Source organism: Celeribacter arenosi (assembly GCF_039539485.1).
Lineage (GTDB): Bacteria > Pseudomonadota > Alphaproteobacteria > Rhodobacterales > Rhodobacteraceae > Celeribacter > Celeribacter arenosi.
The window spans coordinates 439,584-463,081 of the sequence record NZ_BAABDF010000003.1 but is presented as its reverse complement, the minus strand read 5'-3'; the positions used below and the strand labels follow the sequence as shown (position 1 = coordinate 463,081).

The following is a 23,498-nucleotide window of genomic DNA, read 5'->3' as shown; positions in this document are numbered from 1 at the left end:
GTCGAGAAACGTTAACAAAGCGCGATTTTACAGCGTTGCGGCCAGTCGCGCCCCCTGATCAATCGCCCGTTTCGCGTCCAACTCACCGGCCACATCAGCGCCACCAATGACATGCGCCCGCGGCAGTTGGTCGGCCAGATCGCGCGCAGGCAACTGACCGGCGCAGAGCACGATCGTCTCCGCCTCGATCATCTCGGACGCGCCGTTTTTGCCGACAACCAACCCCTCCGGCGTGATTTCATCGTAGGAAACCCCGCCCATCATGCGCACACCCTTCATCTGTAGCGTCGCACGATGGATCCACCCCGTGGTCTTGCCGAGCCGCTTTCCGGGCTTCTCGGCCTTACGCTGCAACAGGGTCACCGCGCGTTCGGGCGCTTCGGGTTTGGGACCTTCCGGCGCGAGGCCACCACGGTCCACCGCCGGATCGGTGATCCCCCACTCCTCTTTCCACTCCGCAAGGTCGAGCGTCGGGCTCTCCCCCGTGGTCAGGTATTCTGCGACATCAAATCCGATGCCGCCCGCCCCGATGATCGCCACGGTTTTGCCCACATTCGCCCCACCGGCGAGCACGTCTATATAAGAGACAACATTCCCGTGACGCTCGGACCCCGCAATCTCGACATCGCGCGGCACAACACCGGTGGCAATCACCACCTCGTCATACCCTGCCAACCCTTCGGCCGTCGCGCTCTCGCCCAACCGCACATCCACGCCGGAACGCGCAACCATGGTCTCGAACCACGCCACCAGCCCGTGGAACTCTTCCTTACCCGGAATGACGCGGGCCATGTTCAATTGACCTCCGAGCCGCTCTGAGCGCTCGAAAAGTGTCACATTATGACCCCGCTGGGCGGCAACAATCGCCGTCATCATCCCCGCAGGACCCGCCCCGACCACCGCGACCCGCTTGGGTTCCGCTGCCGGCGCATAGTCCAACTCGGTCTCGTGGCAGGCGCGCGGATTGACCAGACAGGAGGTCAATTTGCCCGAAAACGTGTGGTCCAGACAGGCCTGATTGCACGCGATACAGGGCGCAATCTCGCCCGCCCGTCCCGCCGCCGCCTTGGCCACGAAATCGGGATCGGCCAGAAACGGGCGCGCCATCGACACCATATCCGCGCAGCCTTCGGCCAGAACAGCCTCCGCCACATCGGGCATGTTGATCCGGTTCGAGGTGATCACAGGGATCGACACCTGACCCATCATCTTCTTGGTCACCCATGAAAACGCCCGCCGCGGCACAGAGGTGGCAATCGTGGGCACACGCGCCTCATGCCACCCGATCCCAGTGTTCAAAATCGTCGCACCCGCCGCCTCGACCTCGCGCGCGAGCTGCACCACCTCCTCAAAGGTGGACCCATCGGGCACCAGATCAATCATTGAAATGCGGTAGATCACGATGAACTCCGGCCCCACCGCCGCGCGCACGCGTTTCACCACCTCGATGGCAAAGCGCATCCGGTTCTCGTAGGACCCACCCCACCGGTCTTCGCGTTTGTTGGTGTGACGCACGAGGAACTGGTTGATCAGATAGCCCTCGCTGCCCATCACCTCGACCCCGTCATAACCCGCCTCTTTGGCACGCAGCGCAGCGGTCGCATAATCGGCAATCTGCTTTTCAATCCCCGCCTCATCCAACTCCACCGGCTTGAACGGCGAAATCGGCGATTTGATCGCCGAAGGGGCGACGCATTTGGGCCCATAGGCATAGCGCCCCGCATTCAAAATCTGCATCGCGATCTTGCCGCCCTCTGCGTGCACGCGATCGGTCACAATCCGGTGGTTGGCAATATCGGCCTCACTATAAAGACCCGCCGCACCGGGATAGACGCCGCCCTCATCGCTCGGCGCAATGCCACCCGTCACGATCAGACCCACACCACCGCGCGCGCGCAGCCCGTAGAACTCCGCCACCGCGCCCCAATCGCCGCGCTCTTCGAGACCGGTATGCATCGACCCCATCAGCACACGGTTCTTCAACGTGGTAAATCCGAGATCGAGCGGGGCAAGTAAATGCGGGTAATCTGTCATGAAGGCCTCCCTTTGGGCGCCAAATTGCGCGCGCAGGCCGCCCCTGTCACGCACTACGCGGCGTCAGATCACACAGCACCCGTATCAACACAGTGCCGCCGGAACGCCGCCTTGAGCAATTCCAACTCCGCGCGCAGCAATTCCACCTCGGCGCGCAAATTCGCCTCATCGGGCAGATCGACCTGAACCGTGACCGTCCCGAGTGTCACGCCCGTGCCCGCGTCGCTCAGCACAAAACACTGCAACCCGTCCGTCAACCGCCCCGCAGGCAAAGGAAACCGCACCAGCCACACCTGCGCGCGCCCCGCGACAGCAGACACCTCAACCCCCTCGACAGGGTCGCCCAGATGGGTCACCTCGATCACCGGCGCCGCGTCGGGTCCGGTGAGTTCCCCCTCCCAGATGCCCGCCTGAACACGCGTTTTGACGAGTTGTGGCTCTGCCATCGCCGGTCCTCCTAAATTTCCGCCCGCGGGCGACGCGACACAAACAGATCACGCACCCCGATCCGGTTCATCTGCACGGTCGAGAAAATCAGATCGATCCACATCTTCTCGACCCGCAATTCATCGAGATTGGCATAGGCCAGATCAAACTCCGCCGACACCTCACCGCGACAGGCCGGCAGGTTGCGCACAATCTGCTCGCGGTTGGGCCCATGTTGAATGTTGAGACGCGCCGAGACGTCGCAATAGCGCTCGGCCTCGAGCACACAGTCGAGCCGGATCACATGGCGCTTGCTCACCCCCTCGACCGCATCCTCGGGCAGATCGATCGACAACGACAGGAAACTCCCGTCAAAGCGGTAGACATCGATCAACACCCCGAACGGCGCGAGATCATCTTCGCTGTTATTGCGGTTCTGGCGCAGGCTCATATCGGCCAGATTGGCATCATGAAACACCGTCGTGTCGGGCCCCAGACTGGTCTTTGAAGGCACCGCCACCAAACCGGCATTGGCCAACCGACCGCGCCACAGATCAGGGCGATGGGACCACTCGGTGAACATCGGCAATTGCATCGCGTTCGAGCCGAGCGCAGGCAATGCCAACCGCCCGTCCGCGACATGCAAAAACCGGTCGATCTGCCAGCGCTGCGCGCGTGCCTGAAGCCGCTGTTCGCGCAATTCGGTTAATGAAATCCCCTCGGCACGGCGCACCCGATCCGCCCAGCGCCGCAGCATGAGCTTATGTGCGACACCCGCAAAGAATCTGTTAAATCGCCCGTTTTTCGCTGCCACGGTTCTCGCCCTTTGCCGGTCCGGCCGACCCGTTTTGGTTGTCGGACGATAGCGACCTATCGAGCGCCTCACAACACCCCAGAACGCGCCCGGAGTCCGCCCTGTGACAACGCCCCCCGCGCGCTTAACGGTTAGAGGCGCGGATCGCGGTGGAAAACTCGGCCAACAGCCGCGCCAGAACCGCCCCCTCGACTGGTGCTGCGCGCAGCCCCGTCGCCGTCAATGTCACCAACCGCCCGTCCTGCACAAAGACCGCGCGCCAATATTCGCCCGCCAATCCCGGCACGTTGGCAGGCGCGCTGTCAGAGGCATGCACAAACACCGTCGCACCCTTTTTCTGCGTCTCCAGAACCGTCACCGTGTCGCCATTGCCCACCCGCGACAGGGCCGTGCGCCCGTTCTGCGTGGCAAAAAACGCCGCCGCGGCGCTGGGATCAAACACCGCGACATCGTCTAGCGGCTCAGAGGCGGACAAAGTCAGGATCGCAGGCACCGTCTGACCGGGCTCGACCCTGCGCCCTTCGAGCGCGTTACACTCGGCCAGCAACACGAAACTGTCCTGCAAGGCGGCGGTGTCGATGCAATAACCCTTGGGCCCTGCAACCTTGAACGCCCCGCCATAAAGCTGCGCCTGACGGGGCGCGCGCGGGGCATTGGCGCTCGCCGAGGCAACCGGCGTTTCGGGCACGAGTTGGGGAAACGCCTGACAGGCCGAAAACAGGCCGAATGCGCCCACCGACCCGACAACACGGACCAGCCGTATCAAAGTCTCTGGAGTGATTCGTGCCACGCGCGGCTCCTTCATGGGTTTGGCGCGCGCAGTTACAGGTCAATCGCCGCGCGCAGCAAGCCTTTGCCCCGCGCGTGCGCGGTGTTATGCCAGTCGCACCACGCCAGAAAGGCCCACCATGACGCCCCACCCCTATGACGCGATCCTGCAATCCGCAACGCGGCGACCGGAGTTCTGGCGGCTCGGCGTGGTCTTCGTGCTCGCCCTCGGGCTGATCGGCGCGGTCACGCCTTTGTTCTACTCGGTGGTCATGTCGCTGGCCCCCGAATTGTCGCCCTTTGCCCTGCCCAGCGACACGGTCTCCACCCGCCAAGGCGGGGTCTTCGTGGTGCTCGCCGGATTTTCCCTGCTGCTGCTCGGCTCCATCCTCACCGCGCGCCGCCTGCACGACCGCTCGCTGCGCGACATCACCGGCCCCGCCGCCCTGATGCGCGATCAAATCCGCACCACAACCAAATGGATCGCCCCCATCGTCGCCATCACCCTGATGCTGCCATGGGACGGCGAAGGCAGCCAACTCGTCGCCCAACTCCCGCTGCGCCAATGGCTGATGTGGGTGCCGTTTGCGCTCTTGGGTATCGCCGTGCAGGTCACCGCAGAGGAGGTGTTCTTTCGCGGCTACCTGCAATCGCAAATCGCGGGCGCAACGGGGTCCTACCTGTCGGGCCTCTTCGCCTCTGCCTTCGTCTTTGGCCTCCTGCACTATAACGGCACCCTGACCGGCATTGGCCTGTGGTTCACGCTCGGCTGGGCGGTGATGTTCGGCCTCGCGGCGGGCGATCTGACGGCGCGCTCGGGCACGCTCGGACCGGCCATCGTGCTGCACTTCGTCAACAACATCTCCGCCATGCTCATCGCCCCGCCCGACGGGCTGTTCTCCGCCTTCGGCCTCTACACCAGAACCGCCGACCTCTCCGACATCCTCGCCGACCCGATGATCATCGTCTTCGAGGCCGCCGTCCTCTTCGTCACATGGCTCGCCGCGCGCATCGCGATCAGGCGTTGATTGCAATTCCCGCCCCCACCCCTTAAATCCAACTGCAAAACGCAAACCCAATTGCCCCGTCCAAAGGTCCGCGCATGAACTGGATTTCGAACTACGTCCGCCCGACGATCAACTCGCTGTTTTCCAAACGCGAAACGCCGGACAACCTCTGGACCAAATGTCCCGAATGCGGCTCGATGCTGTTCCACCGCGAAGTGTCCGACAACCTCAACGTCTGCACCAGCTGCGACCACCACATGCACATCACACCGCGCGACCGCTTCAAGGCGCTGTTTGATGGCGGCGTCTTCACCGACATCGCCGTGCCCACCCCCGTGCAGGACCCGCTGCACTTCCGCGACCAGAAAAAATACCCCGACCGCCTGAAAGCCGCGCAAAAGGCGACCGGCGAAAAGGAGGCGATGCTCGTCGCCGAAGGTGACATGAACCGCACCCCCATCGTGGCCGCGGCGCAGGATTTCTCCTTCATCGGCGGCTCCATGTCGATGTATGTCGGCAACGCGTTCATCGCGGGCGTCGAACGCGCCATCGAACTCAAACGCCCCTTCGTGATGTTCTCGGCGGCTGGCGGCGCGCGCATGCAGGAAGGCATCCTGTCGCTGATGCAAATGCCGCGCACCACCGTTGCCCTGCAAATGCTCAAAGAAGCCGGCCTGCCCTATATCGTCGTGCTCACCCACCCGACCACGGGCGGCGTCACCGCGTCCTATGCCATGCTCGGTGATGTCCATATCGCCGAACCCAACGCGCTGATCTGTTTCGCAGGCCCGCGCGTCATCGAACAGACGATCCGCGAAAAACTCCCCGAAGGGTTCCAACGCGCCGAATACCTGCTCGACCACGGCATGCTCGACCGCGTCACCCACCGTCTGAAACTCAAAGACGAACTGACCGCGATCCTGCGCATGCTCACCGGCCTGCCCCCCGCTGTCGCAGGCGACCTCCCCGCCCCGCAAGACGAGGACGAGGGCGACGCGTGAGCAGCCCGCATTCCGATGTGATCCTCGATCGGCTCATGTCGCTGCACCCCAAGGTGATGGACCTCGTGCTCGACCGCGTCTGGCGCCTGCTCGACGCGCTCGGCAATCCCCAAAACGACCTCCCCCCCGTGATCCATATCGCGGGCACCAACGGCAAAGGATCCACTCAGGCGATGATCCGCGCCGGTCTGGAGGCGACGGGGGCAAAGGTCCACGCCTATACCTCGCCCCACCTCGCGCGCTTTCACGAACGCATCCGCCTCGCCGGTGACCTGATTTCCGAACCCGCGCTGCGAGACATCCTGCAGGAATGCGAAGACGCCAACGCCGGCCTGCCGATCACCTATTTCGAAATCACCACCGTCGCGGGCATCCTCGCCATGGCGCGCACGCCCGCCGATTACACCCTGCTGGAAGTCGGCCTTGGCGGACGCCTCGATGCCACCAATGTGGTCGAAAAACCCGCCCTCACAGTGATCACGCCGGTCTCCATCGACCACACCCAATACCTCGGCACGACGCTCGCCGAAATCGCGGGCGAAAAGGCGGGCATCATCAAACGCGGCGTGCCCTGCATCGTGGGCCGCCAAGAGGACGAAGGCCTCGACGTGATCGAGGCCCGCGCCGCCCGCCTCGGCGCGCCCATCCTCGCCTACGGCCAACATTGGCACGTCTGGGAGGAACGCGGCCGCCTGATCTATCAGGACGAACTCGGCCTGCGCGACCTGCCCCTTCCCACCCTCATCGGCAAACACCAGATCGACAACGCGGGCATGGCGCTCGCCGCGCTGCGCCACCTCGACGCGGGCGACGCCGCGCTGGAGGGCGCGCTCCTGAACGCCACATGGCCCGCCCGGATGCAACGCCTGCGCACCGGCCCCCTGATCGAGGCTGCAGGGAACGGCGAACTCTGGCTCGACGGCGGGCATAATCCGGCCGCGGGCCACGCCCTGTCGGAGGCGCTGACCCGCCTGCCAAACCGCCCCACGCACCTGATCTGCGGCATGCTCAACACCAAAGACATCGCCGGATACCTGCGCCCGCTCGCCCCCCACGCGCGCTCGTTTACCGCCGTGTCGATCCCCGGCGAGGCCAACACCCTGCCCGCCGAAACAACCGCCGACATGGCCAAATCGGTCGGCATGCAAACCACCATCGCGCCCGATGTCCTCACCGCCGTTCAGGAGATCGTCAAAACCGACCCCGAGGCGCGCATCCTGATTTGCGGATCGCTCTATCTGGCCGGAAATATCCTGCGCGAAAACGGCTGAGGCACCCGCGCCTCGCGAACATCCTCTGTGCATCCGCGCATCTTTGCCTGACCGTGAAATCCCGCTACCTGTGCCCCAAACACTGGAGCGCACAGACAGGACTCTGCCATGACCCTCGAATTCGGTATCGACACCTTCGGCGATGTCACCACAGACGCCAAAGGGCACGACCTCTCCCACGGCCAGGTGATCCGCAACGTGATCGAAGAGGCCAAACTCGCCGATCAGGTCGGCGTCGATGTCTTCGGCCTCGGCGAACACCACCGCGCCGATTACGCCGTCTCCGCCATCGAACCGGTGCTCGCCGCCATCGCCGCGCAAACCACGCGCATCAAACTGGCCTCCGCCGTCACCGTGCTCTCCTCGGACGATCCGATCCGCGTCTTCCAACGCTTCTCGACCCTACAGGCGATCTCGAACGGGCGCGCGGAAATCACCCTCGGGCGCGGCTCCTTCACCGAAAGCTTCCCGCTCTTCGGCCACGACCTCTCTGATTACGAAATGTTATTCGAAGAGAAATTCGACCTCTTCAACCTGCTCTCGCGCAATGAAAAGGTCAGCTGGCAGGGCCGCCACCGCGCCCCCCTCAAACAGCAAACCGTCTACCCGCGCCCCGAAACCCCGATGCCTGTCTGGATCGGCGTCGGCGGCACACCGGAATCGGTGGTGCGCGCGGCCTCCAACGACCTCTCCATGGCGCTCGCCATCATCGGCGGGCCGCCCGCGCGCTTCAAACCCTACGCCGACCTCTACCGCGAAGTGCGCGAAAAAATGGATGCCAAGCCCCTCCCCATCGGCAGCCATTCCCCCGGCCATATCGCCGCCACCGACAAAGAGGCCCGCGAGCGGTTCTTTGAGGGCTACAAAGTCATGCACCACCGCATCGGGCGCACCCGTGGCTGGCCGCCCCTGACCCGCGACGCCTTCAATCAGGAAATCGACCACGGCGCGCTCTACGTCGGCTCCCCCGAAACCGTGGCGCAAAAAATCGCGGCCACCGTGTCGGTCCTCGGCACCGAACGCTTCGATCTGAAATACTCGGCAGGCCCCGTGTCCCACGAGGTGCTGATGGACAACATCCGCCTCTACGGCCAGGAGGTCATCCCCCGCGTGCGCGAAATCCTGTCGGGAAAATAACGCCGCCGAACAGGCTCCCGACCGCTGTGTCGGGGGCCGTGTCGCTTTAAAACATGTAAAACACGTAAAACGGCCAATTCCGGTGATGTAAAACCCTGCGAACTCGCGCCACAAAGTCGTTAAAACACCTCAAACACCCCAATCGGCGTCCTGCATTTCACGTAGCCGCGATGCCGTGCGCTCGAACTCGAACGCCCCCGCCCCCTCGACATATAGCCGCTCCGGCTCATCCACAGCCGATGCGACAAGGCGCACTTTCGCCTCATAAAGCGCATCAATCAGCGTCACAAACCGCTTCGCCTCATTGAAATTATTTCGCCCGAGCCTCGGAATATCTTCCAAAATCAACAACTTAACCGCATCCGCAATGGCGAGGTAATCGGCAGGCCCATACATCTGCCCGCAGAGATCCCAAAACGTCGCCCGCGCCACACCATTGTGAAACTGCGGCAACTCCACATCACGGCCTTTGACTTTCAGCGTCAGTTTTTCACCCGAACCGCCCGTCAAATCGCGCCAGATATCACCGATCGACACCCGAACACTATCCGTAACCGGTTGAAAATAAACAGGAGTTCCCGTCAGCCGCCCTTGGCGATAATCCACGGGCGAATGCAGGTGATAGACCTCCATCCGCTCCTTGATCAGCGCGATGAAGGGCATGAAAAGTTGCCGGTTCAACCCGTCTTTGTAGAGGTCATCGGGCACACGGTTCGATGTCGCAACCACCGTCACACCGCGCTCGAACAGCCCCTCGAAAAGCCGCCCCACGATCATCGCATCGGCAATATCGGTGATCTGCATTTCATCGAAACACAACAGCCGCACATCAGACGCAACCTTGGCGATCGAGGGCTGGATCGCATCGGAAACACCGGCCTTTCGTGCCTCGTGAATGTCGCTCTGGATCTCCTGCATGAAGGCATGGAAATGCACGCGACGTGACGCTACAGGACTGTTTTCATGAAACAAATCCATGAGCATGGATTTCCCGCGCCCAACCCCGCCCCAGAGATATACCCCGCGAACCGGCGCCGGTTTTTTGAGCCCGCCGATCAGGGACAGTAACCCCGATTTGGCATTCGCACGCGCCTTCAACGCCGCGCGCACCTCGTCCAAAAGCGGCAAAACCGCCTCCTGAGCCGCATCCCCCCGCAACTCGCCAGACGCCACTTTCGCAGCATAGATATCGCGCAAACTGTCCATCCGAATCCCATAAAGCCAAGTGGATGATAAGAAAAGGTGATGGGGGGTATGCAGATCATTTGATTGACCGAACCGCGTCCTTCGCCAATTTATGGTGAAAAGGAAAACCCATGGCCGCACAACGCACCCCGCTTTTTACGCCCGTTCTCCTCGCGGGTTGCATCATCATCATCGTGAGTTTCGCGATCCGCGCCTCCTTTGGCGTGTTCCAGATTCCGATCGCTGCCGACTTCAACTGGCCGCGCGCCGAGTTCTCGCTCGCCATCGCGATCCAGAACCTTTTCTGGGGCATCGGGCAGCCGATCTTTGGCGCGCTCGCAGAACGCATTGGCGATAGAAAAGCTATTATTCTCGGGGCCTTAACCTACGCCGCCGGTCTGGTCATGTCCTCCATGGCGGTGACACCGGAGGCCCATCAGTTCTTTGAAATCTTCATCGGTTTCGGCATCGCGGGCACAGGTTTCGGGGTCATTCTGGCCGTCGTGGGCCGCGCCTCATCGGATGAAAACCGCTCCATGTCTTTGGCCATCGCCACCGCTGCGGGGTCCGGCGGTCAGGTATTCGGCGCGCCGGTTGCCGAATGGCTTTTGTCCTTCATGGACTGGCAAAACGTCTTCCTCCTCTTTGCCGCCTCGGTCATCGCCTCGCTCCTCGCACTGCCCTTGATGCGCGCGCCCGTGGCCTCCAAACCCGACATCGAAGACAGCCTTGGCATGATCCTCGGCAAGGCCTTCCGCGACCCGACTTACACATTGATTTTCCTCGGCTTTTTCTCCTGCGGCTATCAGCTCGCCTTTGTCACCGCGCATTTCCCTGCGATGGTGACAGAGATGTGCGGAGCGATTGACCCCTCGGGAACGCTGGCCTCACTGGGTGTTTCGACCACCTCCGCGCTCGGCGCGATTTCGATCTCCCTGATCGGTCTGGCCAATATCGCCGGCACCCTTCTGGCCGGCTATCTGGGCAAGCGTTATTCGAAAAAGTACCTGCTTTCAGGTATTTACCTCGGTCGCACCATCGCCGCCGCCGTCTTCATCGCCCTGCCGATCACGCCGACATCCGTGCTCATCTTCTCGGTAACAATGGGCGCGCTATGGCTGGCCACGGTGCCGCTGACCTCCGGCCTCGTCGCCTATGTCTACGGGCTGCGCTACATGGGAACGCTCTACGGGATCGTGTTCTTTTCCCACCAACTCGGCGCTTTTCTTGGCGTCTGGCTCGGTGGAAAGCTCTACGACATCTACGGCGATTACACGATCGTCTGGTGGGTTGGCGTGGGGGTCGGCGCCTTCTCCGCGATCGTCCATTTGCCGATCAAGGAAATCCCGCTCGGCAAACGCGTGGAGCGCGCACTGGCCTAGCGCGCCTGCTCTGCGCTCAACAGGCCCTCTTTGACCAGTCGGTCGGCCAAGCCATCGGGCCCTGTGAACAGATGCGTCTGCCATCCCCTATTGGCGGCCGCGTCGATGTTTTCCTGACGATCATCAGCAAACAAAAGACCCTGCGCCGCGATCCCGCAATCCGCCTCCACCATCTCGTAGATCAGGGCATGTGGTTTCACGCAGCCCATGTGCCCCGAGATATAGCGGCGGTCGAATTCGGTCAGGAACGGGTATTTCGTTTCGGCAAATTCGAAACTCTCGATCCCGAAATTCGACAGGGCAAACACCGGCACACCTTTGGCGCGCAAAGCGCGTAATATACGGACAGAATGGGGGATTTCAGGCTGAGCCATGTGGATCCATTCGTGGTACCACATGAGAATTTCGCTCTCAAAGTCCGGATAGCGCTCAGCGGCCTCTTCGATGGTTTGGCGAAACGGTGCCCCGCGATCAACGCGATCATTGATCTCGTGCAGGTCCACGCGGGCAAACATGTCCCGCCGCCGTGCCTCGCCGATGGTGGCGTCGTAGTGCCGCTCCGGCTGCCATTCGATCAGAACGTTTCCGATATCGAAAACCACCGCTTCCACGCTCATGTCACATCCCTTTTGGCTGCTTGCACGGCCCGCTCGAGCGCATCTAGGAAACGCGATCGGTCCGCTTTGGAAAACGCTTTGCCACCGCCTTGGCGAAACGGGTCGGCGGCACGTAGGTCGGCCATCAAATCGCGGGTCGCGAGGACATTGCCGATATTGGCCTCTGTGAGCGCTTCACCATTATGTTTGAGAACCCGCGCGCCCGATGCCACGACCTTGGCGGCGAGCGGGATATCTCCGGTGACCACGACATCACCCGGCCCTGCACGGTCCGCGATCCACATGTCGGCAACATCGGGGCCGTCCGGCACAAAGACCATTTCGACCAAGGGGTTGGGGGATGGGCGCAGCCCGCCGTTGCACACGAACAGGCACGGCAATTTGTGTCGCGTTGCGACCTTTTCCGCCTCGGCTTTGACCGGACAGGCATCGGCATCGACGTAGATTTTGGTCACGGAACCTCGGCTCTTTTCAGGTCAGGCACCCATCAACCGCCGCCGATAAGTGCACCCGCAGCGAATACCAGCGCGCCCCCGAACACAACCTGAAAGGCCGCCCGCATGAAGGGTGTTTCCATATACCGGTTCTGAATCCACGCAATGGCCCAGAGTTCAACGAAGACAACGACGAGGGCAGTGATGGTTGCGGTCCAGAAATCAGGAATGAGATAGGGAAGGGCGTGACCGAGCCCCCCCACTGTCGTCATGATGCCCGAGGCAAAGCCGCGCTTGAGCGGCGAACCCCGTCCTGACAATTCGCCATCATCAGACGCGGCCTCGGTGAACCCCATCGAAATGCCCGCCCCGATGGACGCAGCCAACCCGACCTGAAATGTCGTCCATGTATCCTGCGTCGCAAAGGCTGTGGCGAAGATCGGTGCCAGTGTCGACACAGACCCGTCCATCAGGCCCGCTAGCCCCGGCTGAACCCAGGTCAGGATGAATTTACGGTGCGCGGAATCATCCTCTACCGCGCGCTGTTCCTCACCCAGATGTTCGTCCATCAGGTCGCCTGCGCGTTTGTCATGGCCGGCCTCGGCAGCGGCGAGATGTCCGAGCAATTCACGCGTATCCGCGTCCGTGGTGCGCTGTGCGGCTTTCCGGTAGAACTCCTCTGCGGCACGCTCCATTGCCTGCGCTTCGGAGCGGATCCTGTCCAACCCAAGGTTCTCGATCAGCCAGACCGGATTGCGGGCGTAGAAACCGGCAACATGTTCACGCCGGATCAGCGGGATGTGGTCACCGAACCTGTCCTTGTGCAGCTTGATGAGAGCGGCGCGGTGGCCGTCTTCCTCTTTTGCCATCTCTTCAAAAACAACGGCGCTGTCTGGGTACTCGGGTCGCAGCGATGCCGCGTAGTTGCGATATATCTGCGCGTCATCTTCCTCGGAGGAAATGGCAAGCGCGATGACTTCCTGTTCGCTTAGGTCTTTGAAGCGTTTGCGGTTTGAAAATACAAAAGCCATGGCAACCTCATTTAGAATAATTCTAAGTTATGGACTCCGCAGTTGGATTTCAACGCGGGAATGTGATCGGTTTCAAGCGGGATGCGATTGCACAAGTGAACCGAACGGTTTACTTAGCCTTTGTCGATCTTTTCATTCGACAAATTCGACATCCCTGTCGTGTACTTGGCAGGCCGCAAGGCCTGCCTTTTTTCGCGCATTGTCGCACGCGGCGTAAATGATTAATATCAAACCGATCCAGGGAGTGGCGTTGTCCATCGAAACATCCAGAATTAAACGCGGGCGAAAGTTCGAGCAGGTCGTTGCAGGGGCGCGTAGCGTGTTTCTGCGCGAAGGCTTTGAAGGCGCATCCGTAGACGAGATCGCACGCGAAGCCGGCGTTTCGAAGGCGACGCTGTATAGTTATTTCCCCGATAAACGTGTCCTCTTTGTCGAGATTGCCCTGCGCGAAGCCCTCCGGCAGGCAGAGGCCTACGACGAACAGGTCGACCTGAACCTGCCACCCAATGTGTTGCTCCCGGTTGCGGGGCGAAAACTACTCGACTTCATGCTCTCGGATTTGGGGCAGGCGCTCTACAGGGTTGCGGTGGGCGAAAGCGAACGCTTTCCCGAGATCGGGCGAAAGTTTTACGAAAACGGGCCCAAACTCGTGCGCGACCGGATATCCGAATACCTGTCACAGGCGGCGGCACGTGGCGAGGTGCGCATCGATGACTTCGACCTCGCAGCCGAACAGTTTTTGGAGCTGTGCAAGGTGCGGGCGGTGACTCTATGCACGTTCCAGCCACGGGTCTCCGTTGACGCCGCCGAGCGGGATAAAATCATCCGCAATGCCGTCGACATGTTTCTGAGTCACTACGGGGTAAAATCATGAGAGCTCTGATTGGACTACTGGTGATCCTGTCACTCTCGGGCTGTGAGGAAGAGGTGGCGGATGCCGTCCCCGAAGAAAACGCCTGTGGCGCTGCGTCGATGTCGGACCTCATCGGCCGCAGCCCCGATGTTTTCGCGGCAATGATCCTGCCCGTGGGTAGTCGCATCATCTATCCGGGCATGCCGATCACGCAGGACTATCGCCCGGACCGCATCAATTTCGACATCGGTCCGGACAATCGCATTACGCGCGTGTGGTGTGGATAGTTACATCCGGTAGTCGGAATGGCATGCCTTGCAGGTGCCACCAAGCGCACCCATAGCCGCACCAATTGACGCCTGATCGGTAATCGTCGCGCCAGCCGCAGCCATTTCGAGCGCTTTGGACTTGGCAACAAAGTCTTCCCAATTGGTCCAGATTTCGGGCTTTGCCTCACTCTCCGGATCGGTTTCCTGTGCCTCGAAAAGTGCAGGCACAGCCGCTGCCTTTTGTTCAACAGCATCAAGAGCGGCATTCGCGGCGGCGGCATCGAATGCGACCGCGCCTTTGGCCATGTCTCCGAGGGTTTTGAGCGATCCCCCGATGGTTTTCATGGCGTCCATACGTGCCATGACGGCCGGATTTTCAACATCGGCCCGGGCCATGACGCCAAAGGTCGCCGAGATCACGAGTGCAGTCGCGAGAACGATTTTTTGCATAGGTGGAGATTCCCTGTTTGGATTTGCGCTGATCGAAACTCTAAGGCCTATTTGTAAGAAAAAAACTCACAATCCTGACAGACACAGGACTCGACAGCGGAAAATCGCGGCTGCTAGTAAAGAGAACATTTAGTGAACATTTGTGTGAGTCGTTCCTGTGAGCCGTCGTCGTATCCTGTCACTGTGGTTCCCGCGCATGGGGGCCGAGAGGTTGATCCGTCTGGGTCAGGCCACGGCCGATGACGCGCCTTTCGCGGTCTTGCGTGATACCGGCCAGATGCAGGTTTTGTGGTCTCTCTCCACCGCCGCCTCCCATGCCGGTCTGGTTCCCGATCAACCCCTGCGCGACGCGATGGCGATGTGCCCTAGCTTGGTCACGCGCCTGCGCTCACCGCATGCGGAGGCGGCATTTCTCATGGCGCTGCGGCGGTGGGCGGGGGTGTTTTCTCCTTGGGTGGCGGATGTGCCACCAAACGGGCTGGTGCTCGACATTACCGGCTGCGCGCATCTTTTCGGCGGGGAAGAGGGCATGGTCGCGCATATCACCGCCCAAGCTGTCTCTCTGGGTCTGAGCGTGGAGGTGGGGCTGGCCGATACGGTTGGCGCGGCCTGGGCGCTGGCCCGTTTTGCCGGTCACGAAGAGGCCCGCCTGCGTTCCGGCGACGCCATCGACCAAGAGGCCCGTGCCACACGGTCGCGTGCCGCAAAACGGCGGCATTGGGAACGGGGTGGCGCCGCACCGCGCGTTACAGCCACCGTGCAAAGCGCGCCACGGATCGCGCCCTCTGGCCAATTGCATGCCGTGCTTGCCCCTCTGCCCATCGCCGCCCTCAGGGTCGAGGACGATACGGTCACGCAACTCGCGCGCCTCGGATTGCGCCGGATCGGGGACCTCATCGGCATGCCGCGGGCCGCGCTGGCGCGCCGCTTCGGGCGCAACCTCGTGCGTCGTCTGGATCAGGCGTTGGGGCAGGAACCGGAACCGGTCTCGCCGGCACGCCCGCCCCTGAATTTCGCCGTGCGCCTCACCCTGCCCGAACCGATCGGCCTCGTTGACGACATCATCGCAGGCCTCGACCGCCTCCTGCCCGCACTGCAGGCACGCCTGAAGGAAAAGGGGCGCGGGGCACGGCGGGTGCGCCTCGATTGTCTGCGGGTGGATCAGGGCCGCGAAAGCGTGGAGGTCGGGCTGGCCCGCCCGTCCCATGATCCCGACCGGATCAAACCGCTCCTGATGCTCAAACTCGCCGATATCGACGCCGGTTTCGGGATCGACGCGATCCGTCTGGAAGCCGTCGTGACGGAGCCCGTGCATGACCAGCAGGTGCGCGGACATCTGGCCGCGACAGAAGCGGCCCAGAAAATGGCGCAGTCGGGTCATGCGGTGGATGATCTGATAGGGCGGCTCGGGACGCGGGTCGGAATGGAACGGATCACCCGCATCCAGCCCGCCGATAGCCACATCCCCGAAAAATCCACGCGACTGCTTGCCGCCGCATGGTCGCAACCATGGTCGCAGGCATGGCCCGACCCGCAGCGCCCCCGCCCGCTTTTGATCTGGCGCCCCGAACCCGTTCACGCCCCCGATCACGCGCGGATGCCGCAGACGTTCCGATTGCGCGGGCGGGACCGTCGGGTTCGAACCGCGCGCGGCCCCGAACGGCTCGCGCCGGAATGGTGGCTCGACGACCCGGATTGGCGCAGCGGTGTGCGCGACTATTGGCATGTGATCTGCGAGGACGGAGAAGCGCTCTGGCTCTACTATGCGCATGGGGGGGCGATGTCGTCGGGCTGGTTCTGCCATGGCAGTTTCGCCTGAGCCCTTCCGACAAAGAAAAAACCGAGACAGACTAGCTGCCTCGGCTTTGAGTATGAAGGGAGCGAGAAGCCCGGGGCCGCGAACTGGGTGGGGGCTGTTAAACCGCGACACCGGGCAAAGCGTTCTCGCTCTGTGAACAGTTTTGACCCCACAAGCAGGCAGAAAGAGGATCGGAAACAGCCCGATGCCGGGTCATTTCGCGGCACAAATGTGGCACGCCCCTGCGAACCCTCAGGTTTTCTTGATTTATGAGCAAATTGCGCTCAAGCTAAGCGCATGAATGTGCCAACACACACGCCTTTTACGGGACACCCCGGCGAGCAAGACAGGATTGCATTCGACCGGCACGAGCTGGGTGCGATTATGGGCGTCTATGGGAAAATGGTCGCGGCGGGCGAATGGCGCGACTACGGGCTTTCGTTTCTCAAAGATGTCGCGGTGTTTTCGGTGTTTCGCCGCACGGCTGAATTTCCACTGTACCGCATCGAAAAACGCCCGCGCCTGCGCAACCGGCAGGGCATGTATGCGGTGGTTGCGATGGATGGACAGATCCTCAAACGCGGACACGATCTACGCACGGTTCTTCGAGTGTTTGATCGCCTGCTGATCCGCGCGGTCGATTAGAGGCCCTGCGCCGACAACCTGCGGTGTGCTATGACAGCCCCGTCGCCCTGTGCGGCGATGCGGTCTATCGCACGCTGGATCGGTTCATAAGCAACCGCCATATGATGCGCATTGGCGTGGACCAGAACCTCGGCATCGACACAAATCGCCACATGCCCCGACCAGAACAACAGATCGCCACGCTCATAGGGCGCATCGGCTGCTGAGCCGAGGGTCATCTGCATATCGCTATCGCCGGGACACGGAATGGCGCAGGCCAAAAGCGACGCCTGAACCAGCCCCGAGCAATCGATGCCGAACACAGAGTTCCCGCCCCAGAGGTAGGGTGTTCCGAAAAAGAGCTGCGCAATTGTCACAGGATCGGAAAAGGGGCGTTCGATCGGGCGGATATGCGCCTTTGGCACGAATAGGCCACCGGCGACCTCCATGAATTTTCGCCGCTCATCAACGACGGTCAAGCGGCTGCCAAAAGACAGGCTAACCGTTGCTTCGGATTTGAAGTCATCACGCGGATAAAGGTGGGTCGCGCGCGCGGAGACGATATGGGTCGCGCGAGAAACTTCGCCCAAATCGGTTTCGCGCAAGTAGCCGACATATCCATCGCGCACGGCACAGCCAAAGGCCCACCCATCGCGCCGCTCCAGAACGTCAAAGCCTTCGCCAAAAAGGAGTTGGCGGTCCCTTGCGCCCTCGGGCGATGCGCGCAGATCGGCCATAGGAGCGGCCACATTGGTTCGCACAGGAACCACAACCTGTTGGCCGTCCGACGCAAAACCATCGCGAGCAACGCGGTCATTTGCAGCGGTCGTGCGGCGGTCCGTCATAGCGCCAAAAGCTCAGGCAAAGCAGCCAGCAGTGCGCGCGCGCCTTGTCCCACGCCCCCTTTTGGACGCGCAGGCGCAGCCGCAGGGTTCCAGCCGTAAATGTCAAAATGCATGTAGTTCGGCGTTTGCGTCACAAAGCGGCGCAGGAACAGGGCGGCGGTAATGCACCCCGCCATTCCGCCTGACGGGGCATTGTCGAGATCCGCAATCCCGGGTTCGATCATCTTCTCGTAGGGCTCCCAATACGGCAGCTCCCATACGGGATCGGCAACCTTTCGGGCCGCAATGATCACCGCACCCGCGTCGGAAGTCTCGGTTGCGAAAAACGGTGCGATATCGGGGCCCATCGCCACACGCGCAGCGCCTGTCAGGGTAGCAAAAGAGACCAGCATGTCAGGCTTTTCTTCATCGGCCAGCGCCAGCGCATCCGCGAGGACCAGCCGCCCTTCCGCGTCGGTGTTGTTGATCTCGACCGTCAGACCTTTGCGCGATGTCAGGATATCCTGCGGGCGGAAGGCCGATCCGGAGATCGCGTTTTCGACGGCAGGAATAAGGACACGCAACCGGATCGGCAAATCGAGCGCCATGATCATTTGCGCGAGACCGAGGACCGTTGCCGCACCCCCCATGTCCTTTTTCATCAGGCCCATCGACGCGCCCGGTTTGATGTTGAGACCACCGGTATCAAAACACACGCCTTTGCCGACCAGGGTCAAAAGCGGCCCCGCATCCCCCCAACGCATATCGATCAGCCGCGGCGTGCGTGGCGAGGCGCGGCCGACCGCGTGGATCATCGGCAGGTTCTGCGTCAGCAGGTCCTCACCCGAAACGACGGAAATACCGGCCCCGAACTGATCGGCGAGCGCCTGCGTGGCGGCCAGCAATTCGTCCGGCCCCATGTCATTCGCGGGTGTGTTGATCAGATCGCGGGTCAACGCCTCACCGGCGGCAATCGTCTCCAACCGGTGCGGATCGACACCTTCCGGCGCGATCAGACGTGCCATCGGCGTTTCCGTCCCGCGGTAGCGCGTGAATTGATAGCCCGCGAGCAACCAGCCAAGACATTGCTCCTCCAAGGCCGTGCCAGTTAGCTCCGTCTCCAAGCGAAACACACGGTCAGGCAGCTGAGCGCGCGCCGAGGCGAGCGCGAATCGCGTCCGTTTGCGCGTCGCTGCACTACCAAGCCCCGCGAGGGCACCAACAGGCCCCCCGTCACCGGGAAGGAGGCATGCCTGCCCCGCCTCCGCTTTGAAACCAACCGCTTTTACCCATGCGCCCGCCTGTTCGCCCAGGGAGGCGAGTACGTCATCGAGATCCTCGACCGCCACAGCATAAAGTGGCAGCGCGTCGGGTTGGTCGGGTGCAAAAGTCAGGGTCATTTCAACCGCCAGTTTGGGATCATTTCCCCAAACCTACGCGATACAACCCCACCTGCAAGCTCCACTTCGACCTAGATGGACGCACCCTGCATGTCCCACACTGCGAGCAGGGAGTTTTCTCCGATCCGCATCAAACGCGCGACACAAGCGGCGAGCGCTGTGCCATCGTCGTCTCGCGCGAGATCGGCCACATCTTTCGCGACACTCGAAAACGTCCGCAAACCGATTTGTTCGGAAATTGCGACCATAGATTTGGCCGCTTTGTGAAGGTCTTCGAACTGCCCCGCTTTGTGAGCCGCTTCCACTTTTGCCAGGCGTGTGGCGAGTTCTTCCATGGCCCGCGAAATCACCCCATCCGCGTTATTTGACCCCAACTGGCCGTAAAGTTGTTCCAATCGGTCACGATCAACCTCGACTTCGCCTCCAAGGCGGAGTTTTGCTACCATCATTCAATCACCCCTATTCACCGGCGCCCCACGCGCTTGTCCCGAATGTGCCCCAGAGCGTTGTAGAAAAGGTTTATCCCGAAAGGGTTTTTCGCTCGAATTCAGGGAAAACTCTCTCTACATTCGCCGCGATCTTGCAGCCGTTGCAGATGGGGAGATACCAGGAATGAAATACGCGCGCGCACTTCCGGCCTATATGGTCCAACGATACCACGGATGGAAAGCCACCACGTTTGCGGAAAACGAAGCCTGGTATGCCCGCTTGGCCAGTGAAGGCCAACGTCCCCGCGCGTTCATCATTTCGTGCTGTGACTCCCGCGTTCACGTGACGTCCATTTTTGGTGCGGATCAGGGTGAGTTCTTTATTCACCGCAACATCGCCAATCTGGTGCCACCTTTCGTGGACGACGGCGATCACCACGGTACATCCGCTGCGGTTGAATATGCTGTGACGGCACTCAAAGTGGCGCATATTGTGGTGCTCGGACACTCCAACTGCGGCGGCGTCAAAGGGTGCCATGACATGTGTTCGGGCAACGCGCCGGAGCTCGAACAGAAGTCATCCTTCGTTGGCCGGTGGATGGACATCCTACGGCCGGGTTACGAGCGGGTCCTCGACATTCCTGAAGAGGACCGCACGCGCGCGCTGGAACATGAGGCGGTTCTCGTGTCGCTCGAAAACCTGATGACGTTCCCGTTTGTGCAGGAAGCCGTCGCGGCCAACAAACTGACGTTGCACGGTCTTTGGACAAACATCGGCGATGGCGATTTGCAGCAATACGACGCTGAAACGAAAAAGTTCGTTTCGGTGTAGGTCTGCTTAGGCGGCGCGCTGATCTGCGCTCAGCTGGTAGGGTTCGTTCGCGACATTTTCCATGTCAGGCGCTGTCACGCGTGAGGACGCAGTGATCGCTGTCGAACGTACGAACATCGGTTTGGACATTCTGGTGATCAACTGACGTGCGCCCGTTCTCTCTTCACTCATGTCTTGTGGAAAGAACATCACTGCACCGGACTGGTGGTGGCTAAGGGCGATGACGCGGTTGGAGCGGGCTTTTGCAATATAGTCTGTCATTTTCATATCCTTGGTATTGAAGTGAAGGTCAGGCCGCCAAACGGGCGCCGAGGTCGGGGCGGAAATCCGGCATATCCAAATGTCCGCCGATCACGACGACATTGGACGCACGGGCTTCACGCGTCAGATTGTGGTTAGCAGCACGACCGACCGCATCAACGGAACGCACGTTCCAGTTGAGAATGATCGCGCCTTTCGTTTCGACGGATTGGCTCGCTGTTTGCAAGAGCTTGATCATGTTTCATCCTTTCGGTCCGTACCCCCGAACCCTTGAGAACATGGGAACACGGAACGAAGCGGGGACGAATATCCACATTGCTCCAATTTGAACGATCTGCGAACCGCGCCGGAGCCGGTCGCATTTTATTCAAGTATATCAAAATGCTAATCACCACCGAAGTCGCTGATTGCAAAAGTTAAAATTCTCTTCACCTCGGCAAACGCGGTTAACGGGCATGAAGACCCGTGACGGGCCGCAGGCGCCGCCGAGGCATAATTCGGGCATCAATGTGTCAATGTGGAAACAGCCCCTGCGCGCTCCGAATCATCGTCTCCAAAACGCGCATGAGTTGAGTGGGATTTCGGGTCCCCTATTGTAGGATTTGCCCCTCCGGCCACCGCAAGGTTTCCTCCAGTTCGTTCGTCCAGCTCGCGCCCGCAGCGAGGTCGAACGTCCATGCCAAGACGCCACGCTTGTCCTCGACCCCGACGGTGTCGGGCGCGGGGTTAGCGTTCCAATCGACCGAGAGGTCTTCCTGTTCGGACACAGACACACGGTCGATTACTTCGATAGGCCATGTGCGCGCGGTGAGGTTTTCCACCGAAAGGCGCACTGCGGACGTGGCTTCGGTGGCGCGCCGGATCATGCCGCGATCGCCTTCGTTCCGGTCTAGAACCACGCGATCCACTTTGATCCCATCAATCGCACCGAACGAAAGCGCCATTTCTTCGCCGTCAGCGATGGTGCCAATGCCGGTTTCACCCACCAGCGTGCCATCTCGGAACAACTGCACCTTGCCCGGGATCAGCATCTCGCCGCTGTCGTTCACAAGGTTGGCGAGCAGGAACCCCGTCGACTCGTAGAGCGGAACGGCACGCACGACCAGATCGGGATCAAACTCGATCGGCGCGAGGGCGAAATTGCTGCTCCCCTCGACGGAATAGAGCGTTGCGGGATCGGGATAGACGTAGGTTTGCGACAGCCCCTGTATGGAGAGTGTCGGTACCGCGTCAGAGGCCACGGACATTTCCATCATCGCGTCACCGGCGACGCTTTCCATGCGGGAGGCGGCTTTTGGTGCCATTGGCATCATTTCTTCGGGATCGAACACGCGGCGTATTTGCGGCCATACCTGTTGGGGTTCACTGCGGCGCAGGGGGTTGTCGGTGGCAAAGGTCAGAGCGACGTCTACCCATGGCTCGCCTGTCGTCTGGTAGGCCTGCATGTCACGCTGCACGGAAAGTGTCTCCGCTTCGGTATTGACGAACGCTTTATACGTGGGCACCCAAGATGCGTTGGGCGTCGTATAGCGGAACGTCACCGCCACCTCGCCTTCCTGAGCCACGTCGACCTCTAGAGACATGACCCACCGATCTGCACGATCGCCGGCCAGTCGCGCAAGCGCCCCCTGAGCATCGCGAAGATCATCACGCAGTTGCGCCAGCGCTTCTTCACCCTGCAGCGCGCGCACTTCGGCGGCGGCCATCACTTCGCGGGCCTCAAAGGATTGTTCGCGGATCAATTGAACGGTCGCGGCGTAGTCTTCGATCGTGGCCGTGTTGCCAGACTTCAATCGCGACAGGAATTCGAGCGTATCTGCCGCCGCTTGCGCTTCGTGGCGGTGACGGGCGACTTCCAACTCGGCGTCTCTCAATTGCGCTTCGAGAGATCTTACGCGATCTCGCGCCTCACTCGCACCTGCGTATAGATCGCTGTCGCTGACGGGTTCGAGGCGCGTCGAAACGGGTCCGAGAACGGCGCCGCTAACATGGGTTTCGACGCTGTCGATCGACACCCCCTGACGCAGGTCGTTGAATTCGATTGTATGCGTGCCTGCCGGAAGCGTCAGCGTGGCGTGCCGTTCAATCTGTGCGGATTGCGGGTAGAGGGTGACGGCGGAGACGCGGCTTTCGCCCTCGAAGGTGTCGGCGACGGCAGGCGTGGCGCAGATGATAAGGGCGGCGAACATGCGGGTTGCGGTGGGCATTGAAGACATCGGTTCCTCCGTTGTGTTGGGAGGATCAGATGATGAGCCTTCGCCCGACGCAAGGCGTTTCCGCTTCACTTTTGTGCCAATTCGCCATTCCGGCGGGAGATTGCCATGCGGTCTCTACCGGGGGCTACCGCCTTTGGAGAGGCATTGCTTTGTGTCGAGCACGTCGCGAAAGGCATCTTGATAGACACGACGCAAGTCCTCGCGTTTGTGCACAGGGATCGCACCCTGTCTTTCGTTGCGCGGCATAGCCTTTGAAATTCTATCTGCTTTTGCGCGTCGAAACCTAGATCCATACAGCTTGATCGAAACCCTGAACATCGCGGCACCCTCATAAAAAGAAACTTTCTGAGCACCGAAAAAACACATTGTGGCCACAGTTGACCTGCGTGCGAAGGCATAGTGACCGCGCCATTCGAATAGCGATCAACTCCGTGCG

General features: G+C 61.3%; 25 protein-coding genes. 10 read left to right on the top strand and 15 right to left on the bottom strand.

What is annotated here, in order from left to right; genetic code table 11:
• Positions 1–27 precede the first annotated feature (27 nt).
• The 4 genes from ABD815_RS04425 to ABD815_RS04410 form a co-directional block, all read right to left on the bottom strand.
• The gene (locus ABD815_RS04425; protein ID WP_344843976.1) at positions 28–2,034 is read right to left on the bottom strand and encodes an FAD-dependent oxidoreductase; all 2,007 of its coding nucleotides are present in this window, start codon (positions 2,032–2,034) and stop codon (positions 28–30) included.
• A gap of 68 nt (positions 2,035–2,102) precedes the next feature.
• Positions 2,103–2,480 (bottom strand): hypothetical protein, encoded by a 378-nt coding sequence (locus tag ABD815_RS04420; protein WP_344843973.1) that lies wholly within the window; start codon positions 2,478–2,480, stop codon positions 2,103–2,105.
• A gap of 11 nt (positions 2,481–2,491) precedes the next feature.
• On the bottom strand, positions 2,492–3,274 hold the full coding sequence (locus ABD815_RS04415; RefSeq protein ID WP_344843970.1) for a DUF6478 family protein: 783 nt from the start codon (positions 3,272–3,274) through the stop codon (positions 2,492–2,494).
• A 124-nt stretch (positions 3,275–3,398) separates the two neighbouring features.
• On the bottom strand, positions 3,399–4,064 hold the full coding sequence (locus tag ABD815_RS04410; protein WP_344843967.1) for a hypothetical protein: 666 nt from the start codon (positions 4,062–4,064) through the stop codon (positions 3,399–3,401).
• A gap of 118 nt (positions 4,065–4,182) precedes the next feature.
• Here ABD815_RS04410 and ABD815_RS04405 point away from each other — a divergent pair, with 118 nt between their 5' ends.
• The 4 genes from ABD815_RS04405 to ABD815_RS04390 all read left to right on the top strand — a co-directional run bounded on the left by ABD815_RS04405 (position 4,183) and on the right by ABD815_RS04390 (position 8,458).
• Positions 4,183–5,070: a CPBP family intramembrane glutamic endopeptidase gene (locus ABD815_RS04405; protein WP_344843964.1), complete on the top strand. Its 888-nt coding sequence runs from the start codon at positions 4,183–4,185 to the stop codon at positions 5,068–5,070.
• 74 nt (positions 5,071–5,144) lie between these two features.
• Positions 5,145–6,050 carry an acetyl-CoA carboxylase, carboxyltransferase subunit beta gene (gene accD, locus ABD815_RS04400; protein ID WP_344843961.1) on the top strand — a complete coding sequence of 302 codons (906 nt, stop codon included), beginning with the start codon at positions 5,145–5,147 and terminating at the stop codon, positions 6,048–6,050.
• Positions 6,047–7,321, top strand: a complete 1,275-nt coding sequence (locus ABD815_RS04395) for a bifunctional folylpolyglutamate synthase/dihydrofolate synthase (protein ID WP_344843959.1) — start codon at positions 6,047–6,049, stop codon at positions 7,319–7,321. The genes accD and ABD815_RS04395 overlap by 4 nt, the downstream gene beginning before the upstream one ends.
• A gap of 108 nt (positions 7,322–7,429) precedes the next feature.
• Positions 7,430–8,458: an LLM class flavin-dependent oxidoreductase gene (locus tag ABD815_RS04390; protein ID WP_344843956.1), complete on the top strand. Its 1,029-nt coding sequence runs from the start codon at positions 7,430–7,432 to the stop codon at positions 8,456–8,458.
• Between the two features lie 129 nt (positions 8,459–8,587).
• Here the strand turns inward: ABD815_RS04390 and zapE are convergent, their stop codons facing one another.
• Entirely contained in the window at positions 8,588–9,664 is a 1,077-nt protein-coding gene (gene zapE, locus ABD815_RS04385; RefSeq protein WP_344843953.1) for a cell division protein ZapE, read from the bottom strand.
• A gap of 110 nt (positions 9,665–9,774) precedes the next feature.
• Here zapE and ABD815_RS04380 point away from each other — a divergent pair, with 110 nt between their 5' ends.
• Positions 9,775–11,025, top strand: a complete 1,251-nt coding sequence (locus ABD815_RS04380; RefSeq protein ID WP_344843950.1) for an MFS transporter — start codon at positions 9,775–9,777, stop codon at positions 11,023–11,025.
• On the opposite strand, the gene ABD815_RS04375 is transcribed toward ABD815_RS04380, so the two are convergent.
• From ABD815_RS04375 to mbfA, 3 genes are read right to left on the bottom strand one after another with little or no spacing between them, the layout of a single operon-like run.
• Positions 11,022–11,642 (bottom strand): HAD family hydrolase, encoded by a 621-nt coding sequence (locus ABD815_RS04375; protein ID WP_344843947.1) that lies wholly within the window; start codon positions 11,640–11,642, stop codon positions 11,022–11,024. The two genes, ABD815_RS04380 and ABD815_RS04375, sit on opposite strands and share 4 nt — an antisense overlap.
• Positions 11,639–12,097 (bottom strand): YaiI/YqxD family protein, encoded by a 459-nt coding sequence (locus tag ABD815_RS04370; protein WP_344843944.1) that lies wholly within the window; start codon positions 12,095–12,097, stop codon positions 11,639–11,641. Before ABD815_RS04370 ends, ABD815_RS04375 begins: the two co-directional genes overlap by 4 nt.
• 32 nt (positions 12,098–12,129) lie before the next feature.
• Positions 12,130–13,107, bottom strand: coding sequence for an iron exporter MbfA (gene mbfA / locus ABD815_RS04365; protein WP_344843941.1), 978 nt, complete (start codon positions 13,105–13,107; stop codon positions 12,130–12,132).
• Positions 13,108–13,324: 217 nt separating this feature from the next.
• Between mbfA and ABD815_RS04360 the strand changes: the two genes are divergently transcribed.
• Together ABD815_RS04360 and ABD815_RS04355 are read left to right on the top strand one after the other, a co-directional pair.
• The gene (locus ABD815_RS04360) at positions 13,325–13,981 is read left to right on the top strand and encodes a TetR/AcrR family transcriptional regulator (protein WP_344843939.1); all 657 of its coding nucleotides are present in this window, start codon (positions 13,325–13,327) and stop codon (positions 13,979–13,981) included.
• Positions 13,978–14,247, top strand: a complete 270-nt coding sequence (locus tag ABD815_RS04355; RefSeq protein ID WP_344843936.1) for a hypothetical protein — start codon at positions 13,978–13,980, stop codon at positions 14,245–14,247. Before ABD815_RS04360 ends, ABD815_RS04355 begins: the two co-directional genes overlap by 4 nt.
• Here ABD815_RS04355 and ABD815_RS04350 read toward each other — a convergent pair whose 3' ends face one another.
• Complete coding sequence (locus tag ABD815_RS04350; protein WP_344843934.1) at positions 14,248–14,679, bottom strand: c-type cytochrome; 432 nt, start codon at positions 14,677–14,679, stop codon at positions 14,248–14,250.
• Positions 14,680–14,836: 157 nt separating this feature from the next.
• Here ABD815_RS04350 and ABD815_RS04345 point away from each other — a divergent pair, with 157 nt between their 5' ends.
• Together ABD815_RS04345 and ABD815_RS04340 are read left to right on the top strand one after the other, a co-directional pair.
• Positions 14,837–16,498 carry a Y-family DNA polymerase gene (locus ABD815_RS04345; RefSeq protein WP_344843931.1) on the top strand — a complete coding sequence of 554 codons (1,662 nt, stop codon included), beginning with the start codon at positions 14,837–14,839 and terminating at the stop codon, positions 16,496–16,498.
• 276 nt (positions 16,499–16,774) lie between these two features.
• Positions 16,775–17,122 carry a DUF2794 domain-containing protein gene (locus ABD815_RS04340; protein ID WP_344843928.1) on the top strand — a complete coding sequence of 116 codons (348 nt, stop codon included), beginning with the start codon at positions 16,775–16,777 and terminating at the stop codon, positions 17,120–17,122.
• Here ABD815_RS04340 and ABD815_RS04335 read toward each other — a convergent pair.
• The 3 genes from ABD815_RS04335 to ABD815_RS04325 all read right to left on the bottom strand — a co-directional run bounded on the left by ABD815_RS04335 (position 17,119) and on the right by ABD815_RS04325 (position 19,774).
• Positions 17,119–17,946: a C40 family peptidase gene (locus tag ABD815_RS04335; protein WP_344843925.1), complete on the bottom strand. Its 828-nt coding sequence runs from the start codon at positions 17,944–17,946 to the stop codon at positions 17,119–17,121. The two genes, ABD815_RS04340 and ABD815_RS04335, sit on opposite strands and share 4 nt — an antisense overlap.
• Positions 17,943–19,325 (bottom strand): leucyl aminopeptidase family protein, encoded by a 1,383-nt coding sequence (locus tag ABD815_RS04330; RefSeq protein WP_344843922.1) that lies wholly within the window; start codon positions 19,323–19,325, stop codon positions 17,943–17,945. Before ABD815_RS04330 ends, ABD815_RS04335 begins: the two co-directional genes overlap by 4 nt.
• A gap of 71 nt (positions 19,326–19,396) precedes the next feature.
• Complete coding sequence (locus ABD815_RS04325) at positions 19,397–19,774, bottom strand: hypothetical protein (RefSeq protein ID WP_344843919.1); 378 nt, start codon at positions 19,772–19,774, stop codon at positions 19,397–19,399.
• A gap of 163 nt (positions 19,775–19,937) precedes the next feature.
• Between ABD815_RS04325 and ABD815_RS04320 the strand changes: the two genes are divergently transcribed.
• A complete protein-coding gene (locus ABD815_RS04320; protein WP_344843916.1) occupies positions 19,938–20,585 on the top strand; it encodes a carbonic anhydrase in 648 nt (215 codons plus the stop codon).
• Positions 20,586–20,591: 6 nt separating this feature from the next.
• On the opposite strand, the gene ABD815_RS04315 is transcribed toward ABD815_RS04320, so the two are convergent.
• From ABD815_RS04315 to ABD815_RS04305, 3 genes are all read right to left on the bottom strand, one after another.
• A complete protein-coding gene (locus ABD815_RS04315; RefSeq protein WP_344843913.1) occupies positions 20,592–20,846 on the bottom strand; it encodes a hypothetical protein in 255 nt (84 codons plus the stop codon).
• 28 nt (positions 20,847–20,874) lie between these two features.
• Positions 20,875–21,084 carry a hypothetical protein gene (locus tag ABD815_RS04310; RefSeq protein ID WP_344843909.1) on the bottom strand — a complete coding sequence of 70 codons (210 nt, stop codon included), beginning with the start codon at positions 21,082–21,084 and terminating at the stop codon, positions 20,875–20,877.
• Between the two features lie 352 nt (positions 21,085–21,436).
• On the bottom strand, positions 21,437–23,062 hold the full coding sequence (locus ABD815_RS04305) for a mucoidy inhibitor MuiA family protein (protein ID WP_344843906.1): 1,626 nt from the start codon (positions 23,060–23,062) through the stop codon (positions 21,437–21,439).
• Positions 23,063–23,498 lie beyond the last annotated feature (436 nt).

Excerpts from the sequence above, each read along its gene's own strand:
- ABD815_RS04380 (WP_344843950.1), top strand. The coding sequence starts at position 9,775 with ATGGCCGCACAACGCACCCCGCTTTTTACGCCCGTTCTCCTCGCGGGT.
- zapE (WP_344843953.1), bottom strand. The coding sequence starts at position 9,664 with ATGGACAGTTTGCGCGATATCTATGCTGCGAAAGTGGCGTCTGGCGAG.
- ABD815_RS04355 (WP_344843936.1), top strand. The coding sequence starts at position 13,978 with ATGAGAGCTCTGATTGGACTACTGGTGATCCTGTCACTCTCGGGCTGT.
- mbfA (WP_344843941.1), bottom strand. The coding sequence starts at position 13,107 with ATGGCTTTTGTATTTTCAAACCGCAAACGCTTCAAAGACCTAAGCGAA.
- ABD815_RS04375 (WP_344843947.1), bottom strand. The coding sequence starts at position 11,642 with ATGAGCGTGGAAGCGGTGGTTTTCGATATCGGAAACGTTCTGATCGAA.
- ABD815_RS04425 (WP_344843976.1), bottom strand. The coding sequence starts at position 2,034 with ATGACAGATTACCCGCATTTACTTGCCCCGCTCGATCTCGGATTTACC.
- ABD815_RS04320 (WP_344843916.1), top strand. The coding sequence starts at position 19,938 with ATGAAATACGCGCGCGCACTTCCGGCCTATATGGTCCAACGATACCAC.
- ABD815_RS04405 (WP_344843964.1), top strand. The coding sequence starts at position 4,183 with ATGACGCCCCACCCCTATGACGCGATCCTGCAATCCGCAACGCGGCGA.
- ABD815_RS04390 (WP_344843956.1), top strand. The coding sequence starts at position 7,430 with ATGACCCTCGAATTCGGTATCGACACCTTCGGCGATGTCACCACAGAC.
- ABD815_RS04305 (WP_344843906.1), bottom strand. The coding sequence starts at position 23,062 with ATGTCTTCAATGCCCACCGCAACCCGCATGTTCGCCGCCCTTATCATC.
- ABD815_RS04420 (WP_344843973.1), bottom strand. The coding sequence starts at position 2,480 with ATGGCAGAGCCACAACTCGTCAAAACGCGTGTTCAGGCGGGCATCTGG.
- ABD815_RS04335 (WP_344843925.1), bottom strand. The coding sequence starts at position 17,946 with ATGACGGACCGCCGCACGACCGCTGCAAATGACCGCGTTGCTCGCGAT.
- ABD815_RS04310 (WP_344843909.1), bottom strand. The coding sequence starts at position 21,084 with ATGATCAAGCTCTTGCAAACAGCGAGCCAATCCGTCGAAACGAAAGGC.
- accD (WP_344843961.1), top strand. The coding sequence starts at position 5,145 with ATGAACTGGATTTCGAACTACGTCCGCCCGACGATCAACTCGCTGTTT.
- ABD815_RS04315 (WP_344843913.1), bottom strand. The coding sequence starts at position 20,846 with ATGACAGACTATATTGCAAAAGCCCGCTCCAACCGCGTCATCGCCCTT.
- ABD815_RS04340 (WP_344843928.1), top strand. The coding sequence starts at position 16,775 with ATGAATGTGCCAACACACACGCCTTTTACGGGACACCCCGGCGAGCAA.
- ABD815_RS04350 (WP_344843934.1), bottom strand. The coding sequence starts at position 14,679 with ATGCAAAAAATCGTTCTCGCGACTGCACTCGTGATCTCGGCGACCTTT.
- ABD815_RS04330 (WP_344843922.1), bottom strand. The coding sequence starts at position 19,325 with ATGACCCTGACTTTTGCACCCGACCAACCCGACGCGCTGCCACTTTAT.
- ABD815_RS04325 (WP_344843919.1), bottom strand. The coding sequence starts at position 19,774 with ATGATGGTAGCAAAACTCCGCCTTGGAGGCGAAGTCGAGGTTGATCGT.
- ABD815_RS04360 (WP_344843939.1), top strand. The coding sequence starts at position 13,325 with ATGATTAATATCAAACCGATCCAGGGAGTGGCGTTGTCCATCGAAACA.